The 21,466-nt window shown below is 71.5% G+C and carries 15 protein-coding genes; 14 read left to right on the top strand and 1 reads right to left on the bottom strand.

Annotation, left to right across the window (positions count from 1 at the left end):
- The first annotated feature begins 2 nt into the window (after nucleotides 1–2).
- A complete protein-coding gene (locus R7226_RS07580) occupies nucleotides 3–1,097 on the top strand; it encodes a ComEC/Rec2 family competence protein (RefSeq protein ID WP_318596445.1) in 1,095 nt (364 codons plus the stop codon).
- Nucleotides 1,098–1,108: 11 nt separating this feature from the next.
- Nucleotides 1,109–1,396 (top strand): GlsB/YeaQ/YmgE family stress response membrane protein, encoded by a 288-nt coding sequence (locus R7226_RS07575; protein WP_318596444.1) that lies wholly within the window; start codon nucleotides 1,109–1,111, stop codon nucleotides 1,394–1,396.
- Here the strand turns inward: R7226_RS07575 and R7226_RS07570 are convergent.
- The gene (locus R7226_RS07570; RefSeq protein ID WP_318596443.1) at nucleotides 1,393–2,526 is read right to left on the bottom strand and encodes a MerR family transcriptional regulator; all 1,134 of its coding nucleotides are present in this window, start codon (nucleotides 2,524–2,526) and stop codon (nucleotides 1,393–1,395) included. The genes R7226_RS07575 and R7226_RS07570 overlap by 4 nt on opposite strands.
- A 121-nt stretch (nucleotides 2,527–2,647) precedes the next feature.
- On the opposite strand from R7226_RS07570, the gene R7226_RS07565 reads away from it, so the two are divergent.
- From R7226_RS07565 to R7226_RS07510, 12 genes are all read left to right on the top strand, one after another.
- Nucleotides 2,648–3,424: a SigB/SigF/SigG family RNA polymerase sigma factor gene (locus R7226_RS07565; RefSeq protein WP_318596442.1), complete on the top strand. Its 777-nt coding sequence runs from the start codon at nucleotides 2,648–2,650 to the stop codon at nucleotides 3,422–3,424.
- A gap of 70 nt (nucleotides 3,425–3,494) precedes the next feature.
- The gene (ku, locus tag R7226_RS07560) at nucleotides 3,495–4,385 is read left to right on the top strand and encodes a non-homologous end joining protein Ku (RefSeq protein ID WP_318596441.1); all 891 of its coding nucleotides are present in this window, start codon (nucleotides 3,495–3,497) and stop codon (nucleotides 4,383–4,385) included.
- 124 nt (nucleotides 4,386–4,509) lie between these two features.
- Entirely contained in the window at nucleotides 4,510–5,286 is a 777-nt protein-coding gene (locus R7226_RS07555; RefSeq protein WP_318596440.1) for a phosphodiester glycosidase family protein, read from the top strand.
- Nucleotides 5,287–5,486: 200 nt separating this feature from the next.
- Nucleotides 5,487–6,851 (top strand): glycosyltransferase family 4 protein, encoded by a 1,365-nt coding sequence (locus R7226_RS07550; RefSeq protein WP_318596439.1) that lies wholly within the window; start codon nucleotides 5,487–5,489, stop codon nucleotides 6,849–6,851.
- Between the two features lie 107 nt (nucleotides 6,852–6,958).
- Nucleotides 6,959–11,488, top strand: a complete 4,530-nt coding sequence (gene gltB, locus R7226_RS07545; protein WP_318596438.1) for a glutamate synthase large subunit — start codon at nucleotides 6,959–6,961, stop codon at nucleotides 11,486–11,488.
- A gap of 14 nt (nucleotides 11,489–11,502) precedes the next feature.
- Nucleotides 11,503–13,074: a glutamate synthase subunit beta gene (locus R7226_RS07540; protein WP_318596437.1), complete on the top strand. Its 1,572-nt coding sequence runs from the start codon at nucleotides 11,503–11,505 to the stop codon at nucleotides 13,072–13,074.
- A 161-nt stretch (nucleotides 13,075–13,235) separates the two neighbouring features.
- A complete protein-coding gene (locus R7226_RS07535; protein ID WP_318596436.1) occupies nucleotides 13,236–14,243 on the top strand; it encodes a lysylphosphatidylglycerol synthase transmembrane domain-containing protein in 1,008 nt (335 codons plus the stop codon).
- Between the two features lie 65 nt (nucleotides 14,244–14,308).
- Nucleotides 14,309–15,706 carry a flavin-containing monooxygenase gene (locus R7226_RS07530; protein WP_318596435.1) on the top strand — a complete coding sequence of 466 codons (1,398 nt, stop codon included), beginning with the start codon at nucleotides 14,309–14,311 and terminating at the stop codon, nucleotides 15,704–15,706.
- The gene (locus R7226_RS07525) at nucleotides 15,703–16,314 is read left to right on the top strand and encodes a TetR/AcrR family transcriptional regulator (protein WP_318596434.1); all 612 of its coding nucleotides are present in this window, start codon (nucleotides 15,703–15,705) and stop codon (nucleotides 16,312–16,314) included. Before R7226_RS07530 ends, R7226_RS07525 begins: the two co-directional genes overlap by 4 nt.
- 114 nt (nucleotides 16,315–16,428) lie before the next feature.
- Nucleotides 16,429–17,436 (top strand): alpha-glutamyl/putrescinyl thymine pyrophosphorylase clade 3 protein, encoded by a 1,008-nt coding sequence (locus R7226_RS07520; RefSeq protein ID WP_318596433.1) that lies wholly within the window; start codon nucleotides 16,429–16,431, stop codon nucleotides 17,434–17,436.
- Between the two features lie 308 nt (nucleotides 17,437–17,744).
- Nucleotides 17,745–19,277 carry a sigma-70 family RNA polymerase sigma factor gene (locus tag R7226_RS07515; protein ID WP_318596432.1) on the top strand — a complete coding sequence of 511 codons (1,533 nt, stop codon included), beginning with the start codon at nucleotides 17,745–17,747 and terminating at the stop codon, nucleotides 19,275–19,277.
- A 686-nt stretch (nucleotides 19,278–19,963) separates the two neighbouring features.
- Nucleotides 19,964–21,433 (top strand): Ig-like domain-containing protein, encoded by a 1,470-nt coding sequence (locus R7226_RS07510; protein WP_318596431.1) that lies wholly within the window; start codon nucleotides 19,964–19,966, stop codon nucleotides 21,431–21,433.
- The last annotated feature ends 33 nt before the right edge of the window (nucleotides 21,434–21,466 follow it).

Raw genomic sequence — 21,466 nt, 5'->3', positions numbered from 1 at the left:
CGATGCCGCCCTCCAAGACCGTCTACTCCAACGGCAACGTCACCGGCGACAAGATGATCGTCGACTTCATCGACGTCGGGCAGGGCAACTGCGTGCTCGTGACGATGCCCAACGGCGAGTTCCTGCTGGCCGACTGCGGCTCGCAGAACGCGAGTCGCAACGGCGTCCCGTACAGCCACGCGCTCCGCTACATCACCGCGGTCACCGGCGGTCAGCGGATCCACACGATCGTGCTCAGCCACGGCGAGAAGGACCACACCGCGCTCGTGCCGTACGTCGCCGAGGCGCAGCAGCCGAAGTTCATCCACTGCGGCGGCAGACGCGGCGACTACTACGGCGCCTGGATCGAGGACTGGCTCAATGGGATGAAGGCGCGCAAGGGGACGACGGTCACCTTCTACAGAAGAGACACGACCAACGCCGAGCCGTCCAACCGCTTCCCCGACACCGGCAACGTCGACGCGACGGTCCTCTGCGCCAACCACGGCGACACCAACAACGGCCGCAGCCTGATGCTGCGGCTGCGCTTCGGCGACGACGTCGTGATTCTGCCCGGCGACGCCGACTTCGAGAGCGAGCTGTTCCTGATCGGCGAGGTGCCGGGGCGGCTGCTGCGTCCCTGCACGGTGCTGATGCCGGGCCACCACGGCGCGCTCTCCTCGACCTCGACGCAGTGGGCGCGGCTGCTCAGACCCGACGTCTCCGTGATCTCCGCCAGCGGCGCCAACCGCGGCTACGCCCATCCGGCCTGTCTCACGAACGAGATACTCGAGGAGTACGCGCTCGGCGGCGTCGACGACCACACGATCACGTGCAGCGCCGGCAAGATAAGCCCGTACACGCGCGAGCAGAGCACCGACGCGCTGTTCGTCACCGCGACCAACGGCGACGTCCGCTACACGACCAACGGCGACAAGTTCAAGATCCAGATCAGCTCGCTGGGCGCGCCGCAGCTGTCGGCGCACGAGGCCCACAACGAGCGGCTGCTGCGTCAGCTGGTGCCGAACGGACCGTGGCGGCGGCGCCGCGTGTCCGACCCGGTCGCGCCGGGAACACTGGGAGAGCGACCCGCGCCGCTCGTGCGGGAGGCGATCTGACAGGAGTTCACATGATCGGCGCGATCATCCTCGGCATCGTTGCCGGGTATCTCGGCAAGTTCCTGATGCCAGGGGACGAGCACGAGCCGCAGGGTTTCATCGCCACGACGCTGCTCGGCCTGGTCGGTGCGCTCGCTGGCTTCTTCGTCTTCACCGAGCTGCTCGGGATCGGCGACACCGAGATCTTCGACCTCGGCGGCCTCGTCGGCGCGGTGATCGGCGTGATGCTGGTGCTGTTCCTCTACCGCATGGTCGCTTCGCGCACCGGCGGGCACGGCCGCGGCCACCACGCCGTCTAGGAAGGGCCTTTGGAGGACTCGACGAGCCGGTCGCGCAGCAGCGTGAAGCCGAGCCCGGCGGAGACGATCGTCAGCAGCTGACGGGCGTCGTCGTCGAGCTCGGTCGGTTCGTCGAAGACCAGCAGCAGGACGCCGAGCGTCTCGGCGACGACGGTGATCGGCACCGCGAGGCTGTGCAGCCCGCCGGGCGCGCCGAAGGCGCCGCCGGCGGCGGGGGAGAGCCAGCCGGGCTGACCGGCCTGCATCAGCGCGGCGAGGTCGGCGTAGCCGGTGACGGTCACCATCCGCGGGCCGAGCAGCCCGCGGCTGGAGCTGCCGAGCGCCAGCTCGCCGGCCATGTAGACGGCGATCCCGGCGTCGACGGCCGACAGCCTGCGCACGAGCGTGTCGGCGGTCGTCGCCAGCACGTCCGCGCCGGCTTCGTGCTGGAAGCGCTCGGCGAGCGCGGCCGCGAGCGCCAGCCAGCGCTCCTGACGCTGCTCGCGGCGGCGCAGCTGCGCCAGCTCGCCGCGCGCGTCGATCAGGTCGCGACGGGTGCGGCGGTCCTGCGCGCGGTCGATCCCGACGAGCGCGACGGCCGGCGGCTCGCCGGCCTGCGCCGGCAGCCGGTAGGCGAGCGAGCGTGCCGTCGTGTCGCCGCCGCTCCAGGCCGGGTGGGCGCATTCGAGTGCTGGCGCGTCGCTGGCGAACAGCGTCAGCAGCGTTCGCTCCAGCTCGCTGCCGGCGAACCACGGCAGCAGGTCGAGCGTGTGCCCGGTCGCGTCCGCGGCGGGGAAGATCGCCAGCTGCGCGTTGGTGTAGAGCACGCGCAGCGGCTCGGGCCCGGCGATCACGAGCGCCGGCGTCGGCGCGGCGGCGACGACCGAGGCGAGCGTCGCGTCGGAGACCGGCGGCGCGGCGGCGAAGTCGGAGGCCTCGATCGCGCGTGTCAGCGGAACGCCCTGCTCGGCCGCGCGCCGCACCGCGACGACACGTGGCGCGTCGCCGATCGCGTAGCGGCGCGGACCGCTGCCGCTGCGCTCAGGACGCGGGAAGCCGAAGCGTCGTTCCCAGGTGCGCAGCCGCTCGCGTGAAACACCGGTGAGGTTCGCGAAGTCGGTTGCGCTGACCGTGTGTCCACCCTTGTCCACCCTAGGGTTGTATCGCACCGGACCGCTGTTCACCACTGACCAGGTCTGCCCACCTTGTCAGTCTCGGTGGGGGCGAGAGCATGCCTCTAGGACTGGGCACCCGACGAAGGAGGCGCAACCCGTGTCCGCAACGGCCGTTCGCCCGAGGGGAGACGTCGCCGCCTTCGATGAGCACGAGCTGCTCCGTCGCTGGCACGAAGAGCGCGACGAAGAGGCGCGCCGCATTCTGATCGAGCGGATGATGCCGCTCGTTCGGTCGCTGGCACGTCGGTACGCCAACCGCGGGGAGCCGCTCGACGACCTCGAGCAGGTCGGCTGCGTCGGGCTCATCAAAGCTGTCGATCGCTTTGATCTTTCCCGCGAGCTGCGATTTTCCACCTTCGCGGTGCCGACGATCCTCGGCGAGATCAAACGCCACTTCCGCGACCGCGCCTGGTCGGTGCGCGTCTCGCGCGGGCTGCAGGAGCTGAGCGCGAGGGTCACGCGCGAGGCGGACCGGCTGTCGACCAAGCTCGGCCGCTCGCCGACGATCGAGGATCTCGCGGAGGCGACCGGCACGACGCCCGAGCAGGTGCTCGAAGCGCTCCAGGGAGCGCAGGCGTACAGCACCGTGCCGCTGGAGGAGCCGCTCGGCGACGACGGCGAGCCGGTCGCGCGGATCGGCGCCGAGGATCCCGAGTTCGAGCTGGCCGAGGAGCGGATCGAGCTGAGCCGCGGCCTGCACGTGCTGAGCGAGCGCGAGCGGCGGATCGTGCTGCTGCGCTTCTTCGCCGGCCTCACCCAGCGGGAGATCGCCGAGCGCGTCGGGATCTCGCAGATGCACGTCTCGCGCTTGCTGCGCCGCTCGCTGGAGCGGATGGGCGAGACGATGAGCCCGCTGCCGCCCGGCGACCGCTGAGCGTCCGCAGATGTTGCAACCCCGCGCCCATCGCTTGATCCGAGGGGCGCGGGGGTAGAGGATCGTTCCCATGCCACGTGCGATCTGGAGTGGCGCGATCAGCTTCGGGCTGGTCAACGTGCCCGTGAAGCTGTACAGCGCGACCTCGCCGAAGACGGTGCGGTTCAACCAGTTGCACGCCGCTGACGGCGGGCGGCTGAAGCAGAAGCGCGTCTGCGCGATCGACGGGGCCGAGGTCCCGTACGAGGAGATCGTCAAGGGCTACGAGGTCGCTCCCGACCGCTACGTGATCATCACGCAGGAGGAGCTGGACGCGCTCGACCCGCGCGCGACCAAGACGATCGACGTCGAGGAGTTCGTCGACCTCGCCGAGATCGACCCGGTCTACTACGACAGCGCCTACCACGTCGCCCCGGCGACCGGCGGCGCGAAGGCGTACCGGCTGCTGTTGAGCGCGATGGAGGAGAGCCGCAAGGTCGCGATCTGCCGCTTCGTCCTGCGCACCCGTCAGCAGCTCTGCGCGCTGCGGCCGGCCGACGGCGTCCTGACGCTGTCGACGATGCTGTTCGGCGACGAGGTCAACTCGCCCGAGCGGCTCGACGAGCTGGAGGCGCTCGGCGACGTCGAGGCGAACGAGCGCGAGGTCGCGATGGCGCGGCAGCTGATCGACTCGCTGTCAGCGTCGTTCGAGCCCGAGAGATTCAGAGACGAGTACCGCGAGCAGGTGCTGCAGCTGATCGAGCGCAAGGCCGCCGGCGAAGAGGTCGCGATCCAGCCGGCCGTCGAGAGACCGTCCGAGGTGCCAGACCTGATGGCGGCGCTGGAGGCGAGCCTCGCGACCGTGCGCGGCGACTCGGCCGGCAACGGCGGCGGCGCGGCGCCGGCCGCCCCGGCCGCCGCCTCCAGAAGACGCGCGCGCAGAGCGCCGGCGAGAGCCAGAGCGAGAGCCAAGGCGAAGTAGGGCGCTCGCGGCCATGCCGCGAGCACGTCGGGGCCGGTCGCAGACCCTCATGTGACTTTCCGAGTCACATGGTGTTTACGCTTTCTCAACCCCGGTCGCAGGGACGGCGACCGATCCTTCGCCCATGAGCCCGCTCATCGCACCCCGTGCCGATCCGGCACCGCCGCAGCATCTGCGCTCGCTCCGCGTCACGCTCGCCGACGGCGCGCAGACCACGGTCCACGTCGCCACGCACGAACTGGCCAGCACGCGGGTGCGGGTCGCGCGGCTGACGCGTCCCGAGCCGCTGGCGTCGTGGTGCGCGCGCACCGGCGTCGAGGAGGCGCTCGTCGGCGGCTTCTTCGTGCGCCCCCACGGCCGCCCGCTGGGCGAGGTGCGCACACACGGGATCGCCCGCGAGAGCACGGCCTTCACGGCGCCGTGGCACAAGGTCCGTGCCTGCCTGCACGTCGATCGCGGCGTCGTCTCGATCGCGCCGCGCGACAGCTTCTGCACGACGCCGCGCGGCGATCTGCTGCAGGCCGGCCCGCTGCTGGTGCGCGACGGCGAGCAGGTCGTCCACGCCGGCAGTGATCCGGAGGGGTTCTCGGCCGGCCAGTCGCAGTTCGACTCCGACATCAGCGACGGCCGCTACCCGCGCGCCGCGATCGCGATCGCCGGCGAGCACCTGCTGGCGGTCGCCGTCGACGGCCGCGCTCATGACGAAACCGGCCTGACGCTCGACGAGCTGGCCGCGACGCTGCTCGACCTCGGCGCCGAGCAGGCGATGAACCTCGACGGCGGCGGCTCGACGTCGCTCGTCTGCGGCGGCCTGCTGCGCAACGTGCCGCGCGGCGAGTTCGACGTCGTGATCCCCGGCGGTCGCGCGGTCTCGACCGCGATCGCCTTCGCGCCGCGCTGAGTCGGCGCCGGGCGCGCCGCGCTGAGTCGCGCCAGCGCCGCCCTCGCCCGCCAGCGCCGCCCTCGCGCGCCAGCGCCCGCCTCACGCGCCAGCGCCCGCCTCACGCGCGCCCGCGTCCCGCCCAGCCCCGCGCGCCCGCGCCCTATCGGCCTGTCAGCCCTCCCGCGAGGCGCGATTCCCGCTGCTAGCGTCGATGGTGTATGCGACGAACGTCACGACCTCGCGCCCTGATGGGCGTCGCCTTCTTCCCTCGCGGCGGCTCGGCGCATGTCATCCGCGGCCTCGCCGGCGCGCTCCCGGCGCACGGATGGGACGTGACGGTCGTCTCCGGCTCCCAGCCAGGCCTCGGCGACGCCGGGCCGTTCTATGCGCCGCTTGACGTCCACGCGGTCGAACTGGGCGTCCATCAAGCCTCCTACGAGGACCGCCCCGACGCCCCCGACCGCGTCTTCGCCGCCCTCGACGAGGCCGCCTACGAGCGCCAGGTCGCCCGCTGGAGCGCCGCGCTGGCGCGCGCCGGCGCCGCCGACGCCGACCTGCTCCACCTCCACCATCTGACGCCGCTGCACGAGGCGGCGGCGCGCGTCGCGCCGGAGGTCCCCGTCATCGGTCACCTGCACGGAACCGAGCTGCTGATGCTCGAGCGGATCGCCGACGGCGCCCCGCCGAGCTGGCGTCACGCGGAGCGCTGGGCTGAGCGGATGCGGCGGTGGGCCGCCGGCTGCGAGCGCACGATCGTGCTGACCGAGCGCCAGCTGCCGCGTGTCGAGCGCCTGCTGGGGGAGGAGGTCGCCGAGCGCTGCGTCGCGATCCCCAACGGCGTCGACGCCGCGCGCTTCGCCCACGCCGACGTCGACCGCCGCGCGCACTGGCGCCGTCACCTGGTGGAGGAGCCGCGCGGCTGGCGTCCCGGCGCGCCCGAGGGCTCGGTCGCCTACACCGAGGCCGATCTGGCCGCCTTCGACGACGGCGGGCCCGTGCTGCTGTACGTCGGCCGCTTCACCGAGGTCAAGCGCGTCGGCCTGCTGATCCGCGCCTTCGCCAAGGCTCAGCGCCGCTTCGCGCGGCGCACGCCGCTCGTGCTCGTCGGCGGTCACCCGGGCGAGTGGGAGGGGGAGCACCCGCTGGAGGCGATCGCCGCCTCCAGCGCGCGCGACGTCTTCCTCGCCGGCTGGCAGGACCACGACAGGCTGCCGCGGTTCCTGGCCGCCGGCGACGCGATCGTGCTGCCGTCCGTGCGCGAGCAGTTCGGCTCGGTGCTGGTCGAGGGGATGGCCTGCGGGCTGCCCGCCGTCGCCGTCGACGCGATGGGCCCGGGGGAGATCGTCAAGCCCGGAGAGAGCGGCTGGCTGCTCCCGCCGGACGACGAAAAGGCGCTCGTGGAGGCGCTCGTGGAGGTCGTCGACAACCCCCGGGAACGCCGACGGCGCGGGGAATTCGCCCGTGCCGACGTGGTCGCCCGCTACGGCCGCGACGCCGCCGCGGCCCAAGTTGCGTCAACATATGAGGCGGCGTGCAGCGCGGACGCGACCCCGAGCGGGGCTCCGGCGGTCGCACCGAGCTGACGCTCATATCACGAAATTCCTGCTGGTGGAGCGCTGCCGGGGGTCGGCCCGCTGGTACCCTGTGGCCTCCTCTCAGTGTTCGCGACGCCCGCCGGGACACAGGATTCATGCCCACGATCAAGCCGCCAAAGGCCGCTGGCCTCTACCACCCCGAACATGAGCACGACGCCTGCGGCGTCGCGTTCGTGGCAAAGATCACGGGGGACGCCGACCACGGCGTCGTCGGTCGTGCGCTCTACGCGCTCGAGAACCTCGAGCACCGCGGTGCCGCCGGCGCTGACCCGACGACCGGCGACGGCGCCGGCATCCTGCTGCAGCTGCCCGAGGAGTTCTTCCGGGCCGTCGTGCCGTTCCCGCTGCCGGATCGCGGCAGGTTCGCCGTCGGCGTCCTCTTCCTGCCGCAGGAGCAGGAGGCGCACGACCGCATCGTGGAGCTGGTCGACCGCACCGTCGCCGACGAGGGCCAGAGAGTCCTCGGCTGGCGCGACGTGCCGGTCGACGAGGCGTTCGTCGGCGTCACCGCCGGCGCGTCCGCTCCGCGCATCCGCCAGGTCTTCGTCGGCGCCAGCGAGGAGCTGCCCGACCAGCTCGCCTTCGAGCGCAAGCTCTACGTCATCCGCCGCCTGATCGAGAAGGGCGCCGGCCCGGAGCTGGCGATCCCGAGCTTCTCCTCGCGCACGATCGTCTACAAGGGCATGCTGACGGCGCCGCAGATGTCGGGCTACTACCCCGACCTCAAGGACGAGCGGATGGTCTCGCGCCTCGCGCTCGTCCACTCGCGCTTCTCGACCAACACCTTCCCCAGCTGGGAGCTCGCGCACCCGTACCGGATGCTCGCCCACAACGGCGAGATCAACACGCTGCGCGGCAACATCAACTGGATGCGGGCGCGCGAGTCGCAGCTGCTGTCCGAGCACTTCGGCGATGACCTCGAGAAGGTCATGCCGGTGGTGCGCGACGGCGGCTCGGACTCGGCGACGTTCGACAACGTGCTCGAGCTGCTCGTGCTCGACGGCCGGCCGATCACGCACGCCGTGATGATGATGGTGCCGGAGGCATACCGCGACAACGCGGACCTGTCGCCGGCCGTGCGCGGCTTCTACGACTACCACTCGTGCGTGATGGAGCCGTGGGACGGCCCCGCCGCGATCTGCTTCACCGACGGCACGCAGGTCGGCGCGACGCTCGACCGCAACGGCCTGCGCCCCGGCCGCTGGGTGCAGACGACCGACGGATACGTCGTGCTCGCCTCCGAGACCGGCGTGATCAAGGCGAAGCCGAACGAGATCGTCCGCAAGGGCCGCCTGCAGCCGGGCAAGATCTTCCTCGTCGACCTCGAGCAGGGCCGCATCGTCGAGGACGAGGAGGTCAAGGCGAGAGTCGCCGGCCAGCGTCCCTACGGCGAGTGGTACGCCGAGCGCGTCGTCCACCTCGACGACCTGCCCGAGCGCGCCCCGCGCGCGCCGCGCGTGGAGCCGCTGCGCTCCAAGCAGCTCGCGTTCGGCTACTCGCAGGAGGACCTGCGCCTGACGATCGCCCCGATGGCGGTCGGCGGCGAGGAGCCGACGGCCTCGATGGGCAACGACGCGGCGCTCGCCGTGCTGTCCGATCGCCAGCCGCCGCTGTTCGCCTACTTCAAGCAGCTGTTCGCGCAGGTCACCAACCCGCCGATCGACCCGATCCGCGAGTCGGTCGTGATGTCGCTGGCGACGTCGGTCGGCGCCGAGGTCAACCTGCTCGACGAGAGCCCGCAGCACGCCCACCAGCTGTTCATGCGCCAGCCGATCCTGCGCAACCACGAGCTGGAGAAGCTGCGGCAGGTCTCGCACGACATATTCCACGCTGCCACGATCGACCTCACCTGGCCGGTCGAGCAGGGCCCGGAGGGCATGGAGCGCCGTCTCAGAGCGATCTGCGACGAGGCCTCCGCGTGGATCGAGCGAGGCGCGAACATCGTGATCCTGTCGGACCGCAACCTCGGCGCCGAGCGCGTCGCGATCCCGTCGCTGCTGGCGGTCGCCGCGGTCCACCACCACCTCGTGCGCGAGGGCACCCGCCTGCGCTGCGGCCTCGTGATCGAGACCGGCGAGCCGCGCGAGATCCACCACATGGCGACGCTGATCGGCTACGGCGCGGCGGCGATCAACCCGTACCTGATGTTCGAGTCGCTCGACGAGCTGGCCGACCACGGCCGCCTGCCGGTCGACCTCGACCGCGAGACGGCCGAGCAGCGGATCGTGAGAGCGATCGGCAAGGGCCTGCTGAAGACCTTCTCGAAGATGGGCATCTCGACGATCCAGTCGTACTGCGGCGCCCAGATCTTCGAGGCCGTCGGGCTCGAGCCCGAGCTGGTCGACAAGTACTTCACCGGCACCTCGTCGCGGATCGGCGGCATCGGCATGGACGTGCTCGCGAGAGAGGCGCTGGAGCGTCACTTCCGCGCGTACCCGCGCACCGGCCGCGAGACGCTGCCCGTCGGCGGCGTGCTGCAGTGGCGCCGCAACGGCGAGCGCCACATCTGGAACCCGGACACGATCGCGCTGCTGCAGCACGCGGTCAGATCCGAGGACGGCAAGGCCGGCCAGACCTACGAGGACTTCGCTCGCGCGGTCAACGACGAGGCGGCCCGCAAGGCGTCGCTGCGCGGCCTGATGAAGCTGCGCACGCTCTCCGAGCCGATCCCGCTCGACGAGGTCGAGTCGGCCGACGAGATCGTCAAGCGCTTCTCGACCGGCGCGATGTCGCTCGGCGCGATCTCGAGAGAGTCGCACGAGGCGCTCGCGATCGCGATGAACCGCATCGGCGGCAGATCGAACACCGGCGAGGGCGGGGAGGACCCGGTCCGCTTCGGCTCGGAGGCCAACGGCGACAGCCGCCGCTCGGCGATCAAGCAGATCGCCTCCGGCCGCTTCGGCGTGACGCCGCACTACCTCGTCAACGCCGATCAGCTGCAGATCAAGATGGCGCAGGGCGCCAAGCCCGGCGAGGGCGGCCAGCTGCCCGGCCACAAGGTCGACGACTACATCGCCGGCCTGCGCCACTCGACGCCCGGCGTCGCCCTGATCTCGCCGCCGCCGCACCACGACATCTACTCGATCGAGGATCTGAAGCAGCTGATCTACGACCTGCGCTGCTCCAACCCGGAGGCGACCGTCTCGGTCAAGCTCGTCTCCGAGGTCGGCGTCGGCACGGTCGCCGCGGGCGTCGCGAAGGCGAACGCGGACCACATCGTCGTCTCCGGCCACGACGGCGGCACCGGCGCCTCGCCGGCCTCATCGATCCAGTTCGCCGGCACGCCGTGGGAGATCGGGCTCGCCGAGACGCAGCAGACGCTGCTGCTCAACGACCTGCGCTCGCGCGTGACCGTCCAGGCCGACGGCCAGATGAAGACCGGTCGCGACGTCGTGATCGCCGCGCTGCTGGGCGCCGACGAGGTCGGCTTCTCGACCGCGCCGCTGATCGCGATGGGCTGCATCATGATGCGCGTCTGCCACCTGAACACCTGTCCGGTCGGCATCGCGACGCAGAACCCGGAGCTGCGCAAGCGCTTCGAGGGCACGCCCGAGCACGTCGTCAAGTACCTCTTCTTCGTCGCCGAGGAGACGCGCGAGCTGATGGCGTCGATCGGCGTGCGCAGCTTCGACGAGATGATCGGCCGCACCGACCTGCTCGAGATGGACGGCGCGATCGACCACTGGAAGGCGCGCGGGGTCGACCTCAGCGCCGTCTTCGCGATGCCGGAGCTGCCCGAGGGCACGCCGCTGCGTCGCACGACCGACCAGGAGCCGGTGCTCGACGACGCGCTCGACTGGCGGCTCGTCAGAGAGGCCGAGCCGGCGCTCGCCAGCGGCCAGAGAGTCGTGCTGGAGGCGACGGTCCGCAACGTCAACCGCACCGTCGGCGGCATCCTCTCCAGCCGCGTCGCCAGGCGCTTCGGCCCCGACGGCCTGCCCGAGGGCACGATCGAGGTCGGCCTGGAGGGCTCGGCCGGCCAGAGCTTCGGCGCCTGGCTGATGCCCGGCGTCAGCTTCACGCTCACGGGCGAGACGAACGACTACACCGGCAAGGGCCTCGCCGGCGGCGTGCTGACCGTGCGCCCGCCCGCCGACGCCGCCTTCGACGTCGAGAGATCGCCGATCGTCGGCAACACCGTGCTCTACGGCGCCACCCGCGGCCGCGCCTTCTTCCGCGGTCTCGCGGGCGAGCGCTTCGCCGTCCGCAACTCGGGCGCCGCGACGGTCGTCGAGGGCGTCGGCGACCACGGCTGCGAGTACATGACCGGCGGCCGCGTCGTCGTGCTCGGCCCGACCGGGCGCAACTTCGCCGCCGGCATGAGCGGTGGCATCGCCTACGTCTACGACGAGCACCACCGCTTCGCGGGCCTCTGCAACCCGGAGCTGGTGGAGCTGGAGCCGCTCGAGGAGCACGACGAGGCCGAGCTGAAGGATCTTGTCGCCGAGCACGCCGCGCGCACCGGTTCGCAGGTCGCGCAGCGCATCCTCGACGACTGGGACGAGGCCGCCCAGCGGTTCGTGAAGGTGATGCCGCGCGACTACAAGCGCGCCATCGCCGAGCGGGCCGCGCGCGAGCAGACCGAGACCGGCGTGGCGCAGGCCGCCGCACCGGCCGAAGCCTGAGAAGGACCTGACACATGGGTGAGCTTGGCGGTTTCCTGAGAATCGAGCGCGTCGGCTTCGACAAGCGCGACCCGACGCAGCGCGTCGGCGACTACGACCAGTACTTCCGGCTGCAGCCGGAGTCGGAGCTGAAGAGACAGGGCGCCCGCTGCATGGACTGCGGCATCCCGTTCTGTCACGAGGGCTGCCCGCTCGGGAATCTGATCCCCGACTGGAACGACCTCGTCTTCCGCGACCGCTGGCAGGACGCGATCGTCCAGCTGCACGCGACCAACAACTTCCCCGAGTTCACGGGCCGGATCTGCCCGGCGCCGTGCGAGTCGGCCTGCGTGCTGGCGGTCAACTCGGACCCGGTCACGATCGAGCAGATCGAGCTGTCGATCGTCGAGCGCGCGTACGAGGAGGGCTGGATCGTCCCCGAGCCGCCCGACCGCCGCACCGGCAAGACGGTCGGCGTCGTCGGCTCCGGTCCCGCCGGCCTGGCGGTCGCCGCCGAGCTGAACAAGTCGGGCCACTTCGTGACGGTCTACGAGCGCGACGAAGGCCCGGGCGGCCTGATGCGCTTCGGCGTGCCGGACGCGAAGCTGCCGAAGTCGGTGATCGACCGCCGCGTCGCGATCCTCAAGGCCGAGGGCGTCAGATTCGAGTACGGCGTCGACGTCGGCAGCGACGTCACCGCCGACGAGCTGCGCGACCGCCACGACGCGGTCGTCGTCGCGATCGGCTCGCGCGTCCCGCGCGACGTCACCTCGCCCGGCCGCGAGCTGTCCGGCATCCACCCGGCGATGGACTACCTCTACCAGCGCAACCGCTGGGTCGCCAGACACGAGGGCCGCCCGTCGCGCGACCCGGAGCCCGGCGAGGAGATCATCGCCGCCGGCAAGAACGTCGTCGTGATCGGCGGCGGCGACACCGGCATGGACTGCATCTCCAACGCCAACCGCGAGGGCGCGACGAGCGCGCGGATCCTCGACGTCTACCAGGAGCTGCAGCCGGGCGGGCGCGACGAGCGCACGCCGTGGCCGCTGCCGCCGAAGCGCACGGAGACGACGTACGCGCTGGAGGAGGGCGGCGAGCGCCGCTGGGGCACGGAGGTCTACGCCTTCTCCGGCGAGGACGGCAAGGTCACCCACGTGCACGCGCGCAAGGTCGTCGGCTCCTCCTCGCGCGACCTGAAGGTCGTCGAGGGCAGCGAGTACACGCTGCCGGCCGACCTCGTGCTGATCGCGATCGGCTTCACGCATCCCGAGCACGAGGGCCTCGTCGACCAGCTCGGCGTCGACAAGGACCCGCGCGGCAACGTCAAGACGATGAAGACCTACCGCACCAACGTCGACGGCGTCTACGCCTGCGGCGACGCGCGCATCGGCCAGTCGCTCGTCGTGACCGCGATCGCGGAGGGGCGCAAGTGCGCGCGCATCGTCAACCGCGATCTCGGCGGCTCGCCGATGGACGCCGACCGTGAGAAGCTCGCGATCGGCGCGTGGGACGGCGAGATCGACCACACCCTGCGCCACGAGGCCGACGTCGCCGGCAACGTGCGCATGGGCGACGACTTCTTCAGCGGGCCCGGCGGACCGATCTGACAAGCGTCAGACCGGGGCGCAACCCGGTCTGACACCGTGTCAATGTAAGCTGCCGCGTGCAGGACGCTTGCGCTCCTGCTGCGCCGGAATCGTCTCCCCCACGATTTCCGGCAGCGGGGGGCCCGGATGTGCTCGGGCCCTTCCGCATACCATGAGCCAGAATGACCGTCACCGCCTCGCTCGGCAGCGACATCAGTCGCTTCTTCGACTCGGTCGGTGAGTTCCTCTCGAACCTCGCCGGGCTCAACTGGTTTGCGCTGCTGCTGGCGCTGATCTTCTACTTCGGCTATCTGACGCTGCGCTCGCGCGCGCTCTTCAACGCCGTCCAGGCGGCCTATCCCTCCGAGCGCGTGCGCTGGCGCGACATCTGGGGCGCCTACGTCTCCGGCGTCGGCATCAACCAGGTCTTCCCGCTCGGTGGCGGCACGATCGTTCAGTACTTCTTGACGCGCATATCGATCCCCAATTCGTCCTATCCGGCGATCATCGCCGCGCTCTGGACGGGTCTGGTCTTCGACTACGCGGTCAACATCGTGATCCTGCTGTTCGCGTTCACGCAGGGCGTCTTCCCGAAGCCGCCGGACTTCTCCAAGCTGCCGGCGTTCGACCTCGCCTTCTTCGCCGCCCACCCGCGTTTCGCCCTCTTCTTCCTGACGGCGCTGGCGATCGGCGTGCTGGTCGCCTTCGCGCTGCTGTCGGCGAGAGTCAAGGCCTTCTGGGCGCGGGTGCGGCAGGGCTTCACGATATTGACCGACCGCCGCCGCTACTTCCGCGAGATGGTCACCTGGCAGATCGGGGCGTGGATCGCGCGCTTCTTCACGTACTGGTTCCTGCTCGACGCCTTCCACATCGGCGGCGGGATCAGAAACGCGCTGCTCGTCCTCGGCGTCCAGGTCGTCGCGATGCTGATGCCGTTCACGCCCGGCGGCGCCGGGGTCCAGCAGGCACTGCTGCTGACGGTCTTCGCTGGTGCGGCGAGCGGGGCGGAGGTGGCTGCCTTCTCGGTCGGCCAGCAGATCGCGCTGGCGGCCGGGGCGGCGGCGATGGCGTTCGGCGCGCTCGCGCTGATCTTCAGATTCCGCAGCTTCAAAGAGGTGATCAGGGCGGGCAAGGAGCATCGCAAGCAAGGCGACGCACCGAGACCGGTGGACGCCACCGCTCCAACTTGACCTTGGCCGCCCAGCCAGTCTAAAGTGACGCCCCCGTCACTTTTGGAGAGGGAGACGTGTTGTCGATGTCCAACCTGCCGTCGGTCTGCATCATCGGTGCCGGCTCGTCCGGGATCGCCGCCTGCAAGGCGCTGTACGAGCGCGGGATCCCGTTCGACTGCATCGAGAAGTCCGACCGCGTCGGCGGCAACTGGGTCTTCGGCAACAGGAACGGGATGTCGGCGGCGTACAGATCGCTGCACATCAACACCTCGCGCGAGCGGATGGAGTACAGCGACTTCCCGATGCCGGAGTGGTATCCGGACTTCCCGCACCACAGCCACATCGCCGCCTACTTCGACCAGTACGTCGACCACTTCGGCTTCCGCGACCAGATCCTCTTCGAGACCGGCGTCGAGCGCGCCGAGCGCGGGGCAGACGGCGTCTGGAGCGTGACGCTCGACAACGGCGAGACGCGCCGCTACGACGCGCTCGTCGTCGCCAACGGCCACCACTGGGATCCGCGCTGGCCCGAACCGGCCTACCCCGGCAGCTTCGACGGCGCGCAGTCGCACGCTCACCACTACATCGACAACAAGCCGTTCGAGGGCAGACGGGTGCTCGTCGTCGGGATCGGCAACAGCGCGATGGACATCGCGGTCGAGACCAGCCACGTGTCGGAGAAGACCATCCTGTCGGCGCGGCGCGGCGCTCACGTGCTGCCGAAGTACATCTTCGGCCGCCCGCTCGACCAGATCCTCGTCAACAGATGGACCGGCGCGGTGCCGTGGGCGATCCGCAAGACGACGCTGAGAACGATGTACCGGATCGGCGTCGGCAAGGTCGAGGACTACGGCCTGCCGAGACCGGACCACGGCGTCGGCGAGGCCCACCCGACGATATCGGCCGACTTCCTCAACCGCCTCGCGCACGGCGAGATGACGTACAAGCCCGCGATCTCGGAGTTGCAGGGCGACCACGTGCTGTTCGCCGACGGCACGCGCGAGGAGGCCGACGCGATCGTCTGGTGCACGGGCTACAGAGTCACCTTCCCGTTCTTCGACGACGACTTCATCGCCGCGCCCGACAACGACCTGCCGCTGTTCCGTCGCGTCTTCCACCCGCAGGTCGACAACGTCTTCTTCGTCGGGCTGCTGCAGCCGCTCGGGGCGATCATGCCGCTGGCGGAGGCGCAGGGGAGATGGATCGCCGCCTACCTGCGCGGCGAGTACGCGCTGCCCGACGCGGCCGCAGTCGCGCAGGACATCGAGCACGAGCGTCGCAAGATGTTCAAGCGCTACGTTGCCTCCAAGCGCCACACGATGCAGGTCGACTTCGACACCTACCTCTACGACCTCGGTCGCGAGCGCAAGGCCGGCGCGCGACGGATGCGCGAGCGCGGCTTCGCGCTGCCGGTGGCGGCGCGGGCGGCTCGGGCGGCTCGGGCGGCTCGGGCGGGCGATCAGGTCGAGGCCCCGACATGACGCCGACGGCCGCGACTGCGGGCAAGCGCGAGCGCACGAAGGCGCACAACCGCCGCGCGATCCTCGACGCGGCCTGCGAGGTCTTCAGCGAGATGGGCTACGACGCGGCGTCGATCCGCGACGTCGTACGTCGCACCGACCTGGCCTCGGGCACCTTCTACAACTACTTCCCGGACAAGGCGTCGGTCTTTCACGCGGTGCTGGAGGAGCGCACCCAGGAGCTGCGCCGGCGGCTGCGGGCGGTGCGCCAGGAGGAGACGACGCTCGATGCCGTCGTCCACCTCGGCTTCCACGTCTACTTCTCCTTCATCGTCGAGGACCGGCCGCTGTTCGAGCTGCTGCGGCGCAACGCCGGGACGGTCCAGACGATGTTCGACACGCCGGCGCTGGAGGCGGGGATCTCCGAGCTGTTCGAGGACCTCAGCACGCTCGCGGAGCGGATCGAGCTGCCGCCGGCGATCGACCTCGACTACCTCGCCGCGGCGATGGGCGGGGTCGCCTTCGAGCTGGGGATCCGGCTGATCGAGCAGCCGGAGCCCGACGTCGAACGGACCGCTCGCTTCGCCGGCGAGCTGTTCCTCGGCGGCATCGCGCGGCTGGCCGGCTGAGCCCGCTCGACGCCCGCTCGACGCCCGCGCGCGGCCGCGCGCGGGCGCCGCCGCCCGGCCGTCCGCGAGACCTGACAGCGGGCCTCGCGCGAGCGCTCTATATTGAGCCCCGCCTTGCCGTCGTTCTGTCGCCACAATCGCTTCGCCGCCAACTGCCCGATCTGCGCTCGTGAGGAGGCGGAGAAGGCCGGGCCGCGCCGCACCGGGCTGAGAAGCACCGGCGGCCACGTCACGCGCAAAGAGCGCACGACGAGCAGAACGGCGCGCAGCCGCGCGACCAACAACGACCTCAGAGTCCGCCGCGTCGCGCGCGCCGGCGCCGACGGCTACGCCTCGACGCTCGTGCCCGGCATCAGAGCGACCGCCGACGCCGAGCGGCTCGCCGAGGAGCTGGCCTTCGCCGTCGGGCGCCTCGCGACGCTGGCCGCCGCGCCGACCGGCCTCTTCGCCGACGTCGCCGGTGAGAGCGACCTCGAGGAGGCGACCTGGCTCGCCTTCCAGATCGCCTACATCGGCCCGCTCGATGGTGACGACCCGTTCGGCGCGATCGACGCCGTCCGCACGACTTGGGCATCGGGCGAGCTGCCCGATCTGAACGGCGTCGAGCTCGGCCCGCGCACCTCGCACACGCCGGCGAGAGGGACGCAGACGATCGAGGCCTATCGCGCCTGGGTCGCGCGCTCGGGCTCTCAGGAGCAGGCGTTCACCGGCGAGAGCGTGTGGACGCCCGCCCGCCGTTTCCAGCGCCTCTTCGAGCGGCTCGCGGTGAAGGGCTTCTCGCGCGATGCGCGCTATGACCTGCTCGTCACGCTCGGCCGCCTCGGCGTCTACGAGCTGAGTGCTCACAACCTCGCGGTCGGCGGGGACGACGAGACGACCGTCGCCGCCAAGCGCGTCTTCGGGATCGGCGACACGCTGCTGCTGGAGAGACGCGCCGCCGACCTTGCCGAGGCGAGCGAGCTGCCGATCGAGGCGCTCGACGTGGGGCTGTGGAATTGGGCCCGTCCGCCTCTCCGCCAGCTCGGCGGGCCGCTGCTGCCCGGCCGTGCGACGCTTGGCGTCCCGGATGCCGAGCCCGACGCCGACGCGTACACGCGCGCGGCGAGCGCGCTGCGGCTGTAGCACCCCGCGGCCTCGCGCCATCAGCGACGCATCGCGTCGTCGCGCGCCTGCGCGCAACCTCGCTCGCCTTGCGCCGGCTCTCGCGCACCGGACCTGCTTCCGGTGCGCATAACTCCGTAATCACGACGAACATTCGTCCGTAAACAGATTCGTCTCATGTTGTAAAAGTCCGCTATTTGCGGCAATTGGTTCTTCCAAGTGGGGAGAACAACAGCCTCTCCTGGCTCTGGCGGCCGATGACAGCGCGTGTACGGAGCTTGGCGCGGTCGCACTCGGCTCCGACGCGAAAAGCCAGGGGAAGGACGACGATGAGAAGGTCGCCGATCCGGCGCGGGGGCGTCGGAGGGGATGAGCTGGTGCTCGCGCTGGTGCGTGAGCACGCGGGGGAGCTGCTGCGCTTCGCGCGCCGCTTCTCGATCTGCGCGGACGACGCGCAGGACGCCTACCAGCGGGCGCTGGAGAAGCTCGTGCTGCGCATGCGCGGCACGCCGCCCGTCAACGTGCTGAGCTGGCTGCGGACCGTTCTGCGGCATGAGGCGCTGGCAGTGCGGGCCGAGCGCGAGCGGATGCTCGGCAAGGGGCCGCTCGACGACGATCGCAACGGCGACGGCGCGGCGGTCGACCCGGCTGAGCGCGTCGAGCGGTTCGAGCGGCTCGCGCACACGGCCGAGGCGCTGCGCGGCCTCAAGCCGCAGGAGCTGACCGCGCTCGCGCTGCGCGCTGAGGGGCTCTCATATCGTGAGATCTGCGAGCGGACCTCGTGGACGTACACGAGATGCAACCGCGCGGTCACCGAGGGCCGGCGCGCGCTGCTGGCGCGGCTGCACGCGATCGAGTCCGGTGCCGAGTGCGCCCGCTGGCTCCCGGTGCTGTCCCGCTTCGCCGACGGCGAGGCCGGCGCGAGCGAGCTGGCCGAGTTGCGCCCGCACCTGCGCGCGTGCACCGGCTGCCGGGCGACGCTGCGCGGCTTCCACGCCGCGCCCGGCCAGGTCGGCGCGCTGCTGCCGGTCGAGCTGCTGCCGGTGGTCGTCGCGGCGGGGACGGGCGCGGGCGGCGGCATCGGCATCGGCCGGCACCTCGACGGTCTGCTGCACACGCTGCTCGATCGGGCCGGGGTGTCGGTGCTGCGGGTCCACGGTGCGATCGACGCCCTGCCCGGCACCAAGCTCGCCGCTGTGGCCGCCTCGACGGTGGCGGTCGCCGGCGGGGGTGCGGCGATCGAGCAGGCCGCGACGGCGGGCGTCGAGAGAGCACGCCCACCGCACGTCGCCGCCTCCACGGCTGCCACGGTCCCCGCCGTTGCCGGACCGATCCCCGCGTCCGCATCGCTGCCCTCGTCAGCGTCGCGGCCGGCGAGCGGTCCTGGGACGGCGGGAGGCGGGTCGTCCTCCGTCCCTGGCGAGGCGGCGTTCGCGTCAGCAGGCTCACTGCCCGGCGAGTTCGCGCTGGAGCAGTTGCAGCTGTCGCCGTCGGCGAGCGTTCGCGGCCCGGCCGAGTACGCCGCCGCGGTGTCCAGAGGGTCGGCGATCGCAACTGCCGGCGCGGCGCAGCTCGCCGCGCGCCCCGCCTTCCGAGCACCCGCGAACGCGAGCAGCGAGGAGCTGCCCGCGAGCGCTGCGAGCGGCGCAACCGAGGCCCAGTCGAGGCGACCCCACGAGTCGACGTCCACCGCCGGAGGCACCGCCGCTCCCGCACCCGCCCGCGAGCCGACCGCCGCCCCGGCCCGCCAGCCCGCGGCCGCGCCCGCGACCCCGCCGGCCTTCGACCCACAGCCCAGCCACGACGCCCAGCAGTCCCCGTCGTCCGTCGCCGCACCCGGCGGCGAGTTCGGCGGCTTCTGACAACCCGACCACGAGGTCACGCCATGCTCACAACCAAGTCCGTCCCGCTTCTCTTGCTGTTGTCGCTCCTGCTCCTCCACCCACCCGCAGCCGACGCGGCGACGTACACCGTCCACAGCTGCAGAACCCCAAGTGGCACCTGGGTGGGAGCGGAGGGGTGGAGAGGAGAAATGCAAGAACCAGAGCAAGGCCGAGATGTCGGGAACGCGGAGCGCTGCGGTTCGCCGTCGGTTCCGTTGGCACTGAGATTCGGTGATCTTCAATTGCCTGTTTCCGTCGGCACGACGATCGGGCTTACGTTCACGTCTGCCTCGAACACACGGATCGAGTCGGCGTCAGTCCTGCGCAGCTTCGCGCTCGACTGGCCCGTGGTCGCAGGTTTGTACGGCCGCCCGTACACATATGACGCCTGGCACGGCGACGACACCGAGAACAACCAGTTGGAACTCCTCATACCTGACTACGGGGTCAGAGCCGAGAGTGGCTCGTCGGACCGTGAACTTCCAGTCGACGCGCTGCCATGGGATTCGGTGAGTTTCCGCCTCCAATGTTGGCTCCACCTTGGTGTCAACCTGTGCGGGCCGTCCCGGCCAACCCTCACAATCGACCGCGCGACATTCCAACTCCGCGACGTCCTTGCACCGACACTCACGAGCAGCTGGGGTGCGGCGAGAGTGCGCGGGGTGGTGGGGATCGGGTTCGACGCCGCCGATGCGGGCGGCGGGGTCTATCGGTCGATACTGGAGGTCGACGGCGCGGAGGTGACGCGGGAGGTCGTCGACGAGAACGGCGGCAGATGCGGGGATGTGGAGCCCGAGACGGCGGATCCGTACGAGTTCGCCGCGCCGCTGCCGTGCCCGTTGATGGTGGCAGGAAGCGTGGAGTTCGACTCGGCGGCGCTCACCGACGGGACGCACACGATCGCGCTCCGGGTGGAGGACGCTGCGGGCAATCAATCCGCGGTGGTGCAGCGCACGGTCACAAGTCACAACGCGCCGATCTCGATCAGCGCGCCGTGGCTTGGCGGGGATCCGCGCATCGGCGGCCTTGTGTCCACCGACGCCGGCGGGTGGGACGGCGCACCGGACGCCTTCGAGTACCGCTGGCTGCGCTGCGATGCGGCCGGCGCGAACTGCGCCGCGATCGTCGGCGCGAGCGGACCGCAGCACTCGCCGATCGCCGCCGACGCGTACCACCGCCTCGTCGCCGAGGTCGTCGCCGGCAACTCCAGCGGCAGCGCCGTCGCGCGCTCCGCCCCGAGCGACCTCGTCGCCGACGCGGAGGGGAGGACCGCGCCCGGCGGCAGTCCCAGACCGGGCGACCCGACCGACAACGGGGACAGAGGCGGAACCGGTGACGGTGGCGCCGCACCGGGTGGCTCAGGCGGACCCGGCGCGGGCGCGAGCGGCGGCGGCAGCGGCAGCGCTGGCGGTGGAGCTGGCGGCGTCGCCGGCATCCCCACCCTTCAGAACCCGCTCGGCGACCAGGCCGGTCGCGCGCCCAACGGCAGAGGGGCATCCGCGCGGGCGCGCGTCACGCTCGCGTTGCGACGCGCCGGCGGCGGCTCCGCCACGCGCGTGCGGTCGGCGATCAACCGGCGCTGGACCGTCGTCGGCCGGCTCACCGACGGCACTGGCAGAGCGATCGAGGGCGCCCGGCTGAACCTGCTGCACCGCGTCGCCGGCCGGCGCTGGGTCGCGCGCGGCCTCGTGCGGACCGGACCCGGTGGCCGCTTCACGCAGACGCTTCCAGGCGGCCCGAGCCGTACGGTCAGAGTGACCTACTTCCCGTTCGGCGACAGCGACGCCTTCCGCGCCTCGAACACCGTCTCGATCGACGTGCTGGCGCCGCTCACGATCAAGACCGACCGGCGGATCCTCGGCGCCCGGCGGACGGTGACGATCAGCGGCCGCGCTGGCGGCGGCTCGATCCCCGCCGGCGGGCTGCTCGTCACGCTGCAGGGCTATCAACAGGGCTGGGGCTGGCGGACCTTCCGCACGATCCGGACCAACCGCGGCGGCGCCTGGCGCACCAGCTACCGCTTCCGCGCGATCAGCGGTCGGTTCGCCTTCCGCGCGCTCGTCCCGCAACAGGGCCGCTACCCGTTCGTCACGACCACCTCGCGATCGGTGCCGGTCATGCTGGCGGCCGAGTGAGGGCCGGCCGCGGGGAGGACGGCGGGGCGCGTG

Source organism: Conexibacter stalactiti (genome assembly GCF_033542075.1).
GTDB lineage: Bacteria > Actinomycetota > Thermoleophilia > Solirubrobacterales > Solirubrobacteraceae > Conexibacter > Conexibacter stalactiti.
This window is presented reverse-complemented; position numbering and strand designations above follow the sequence as displayed.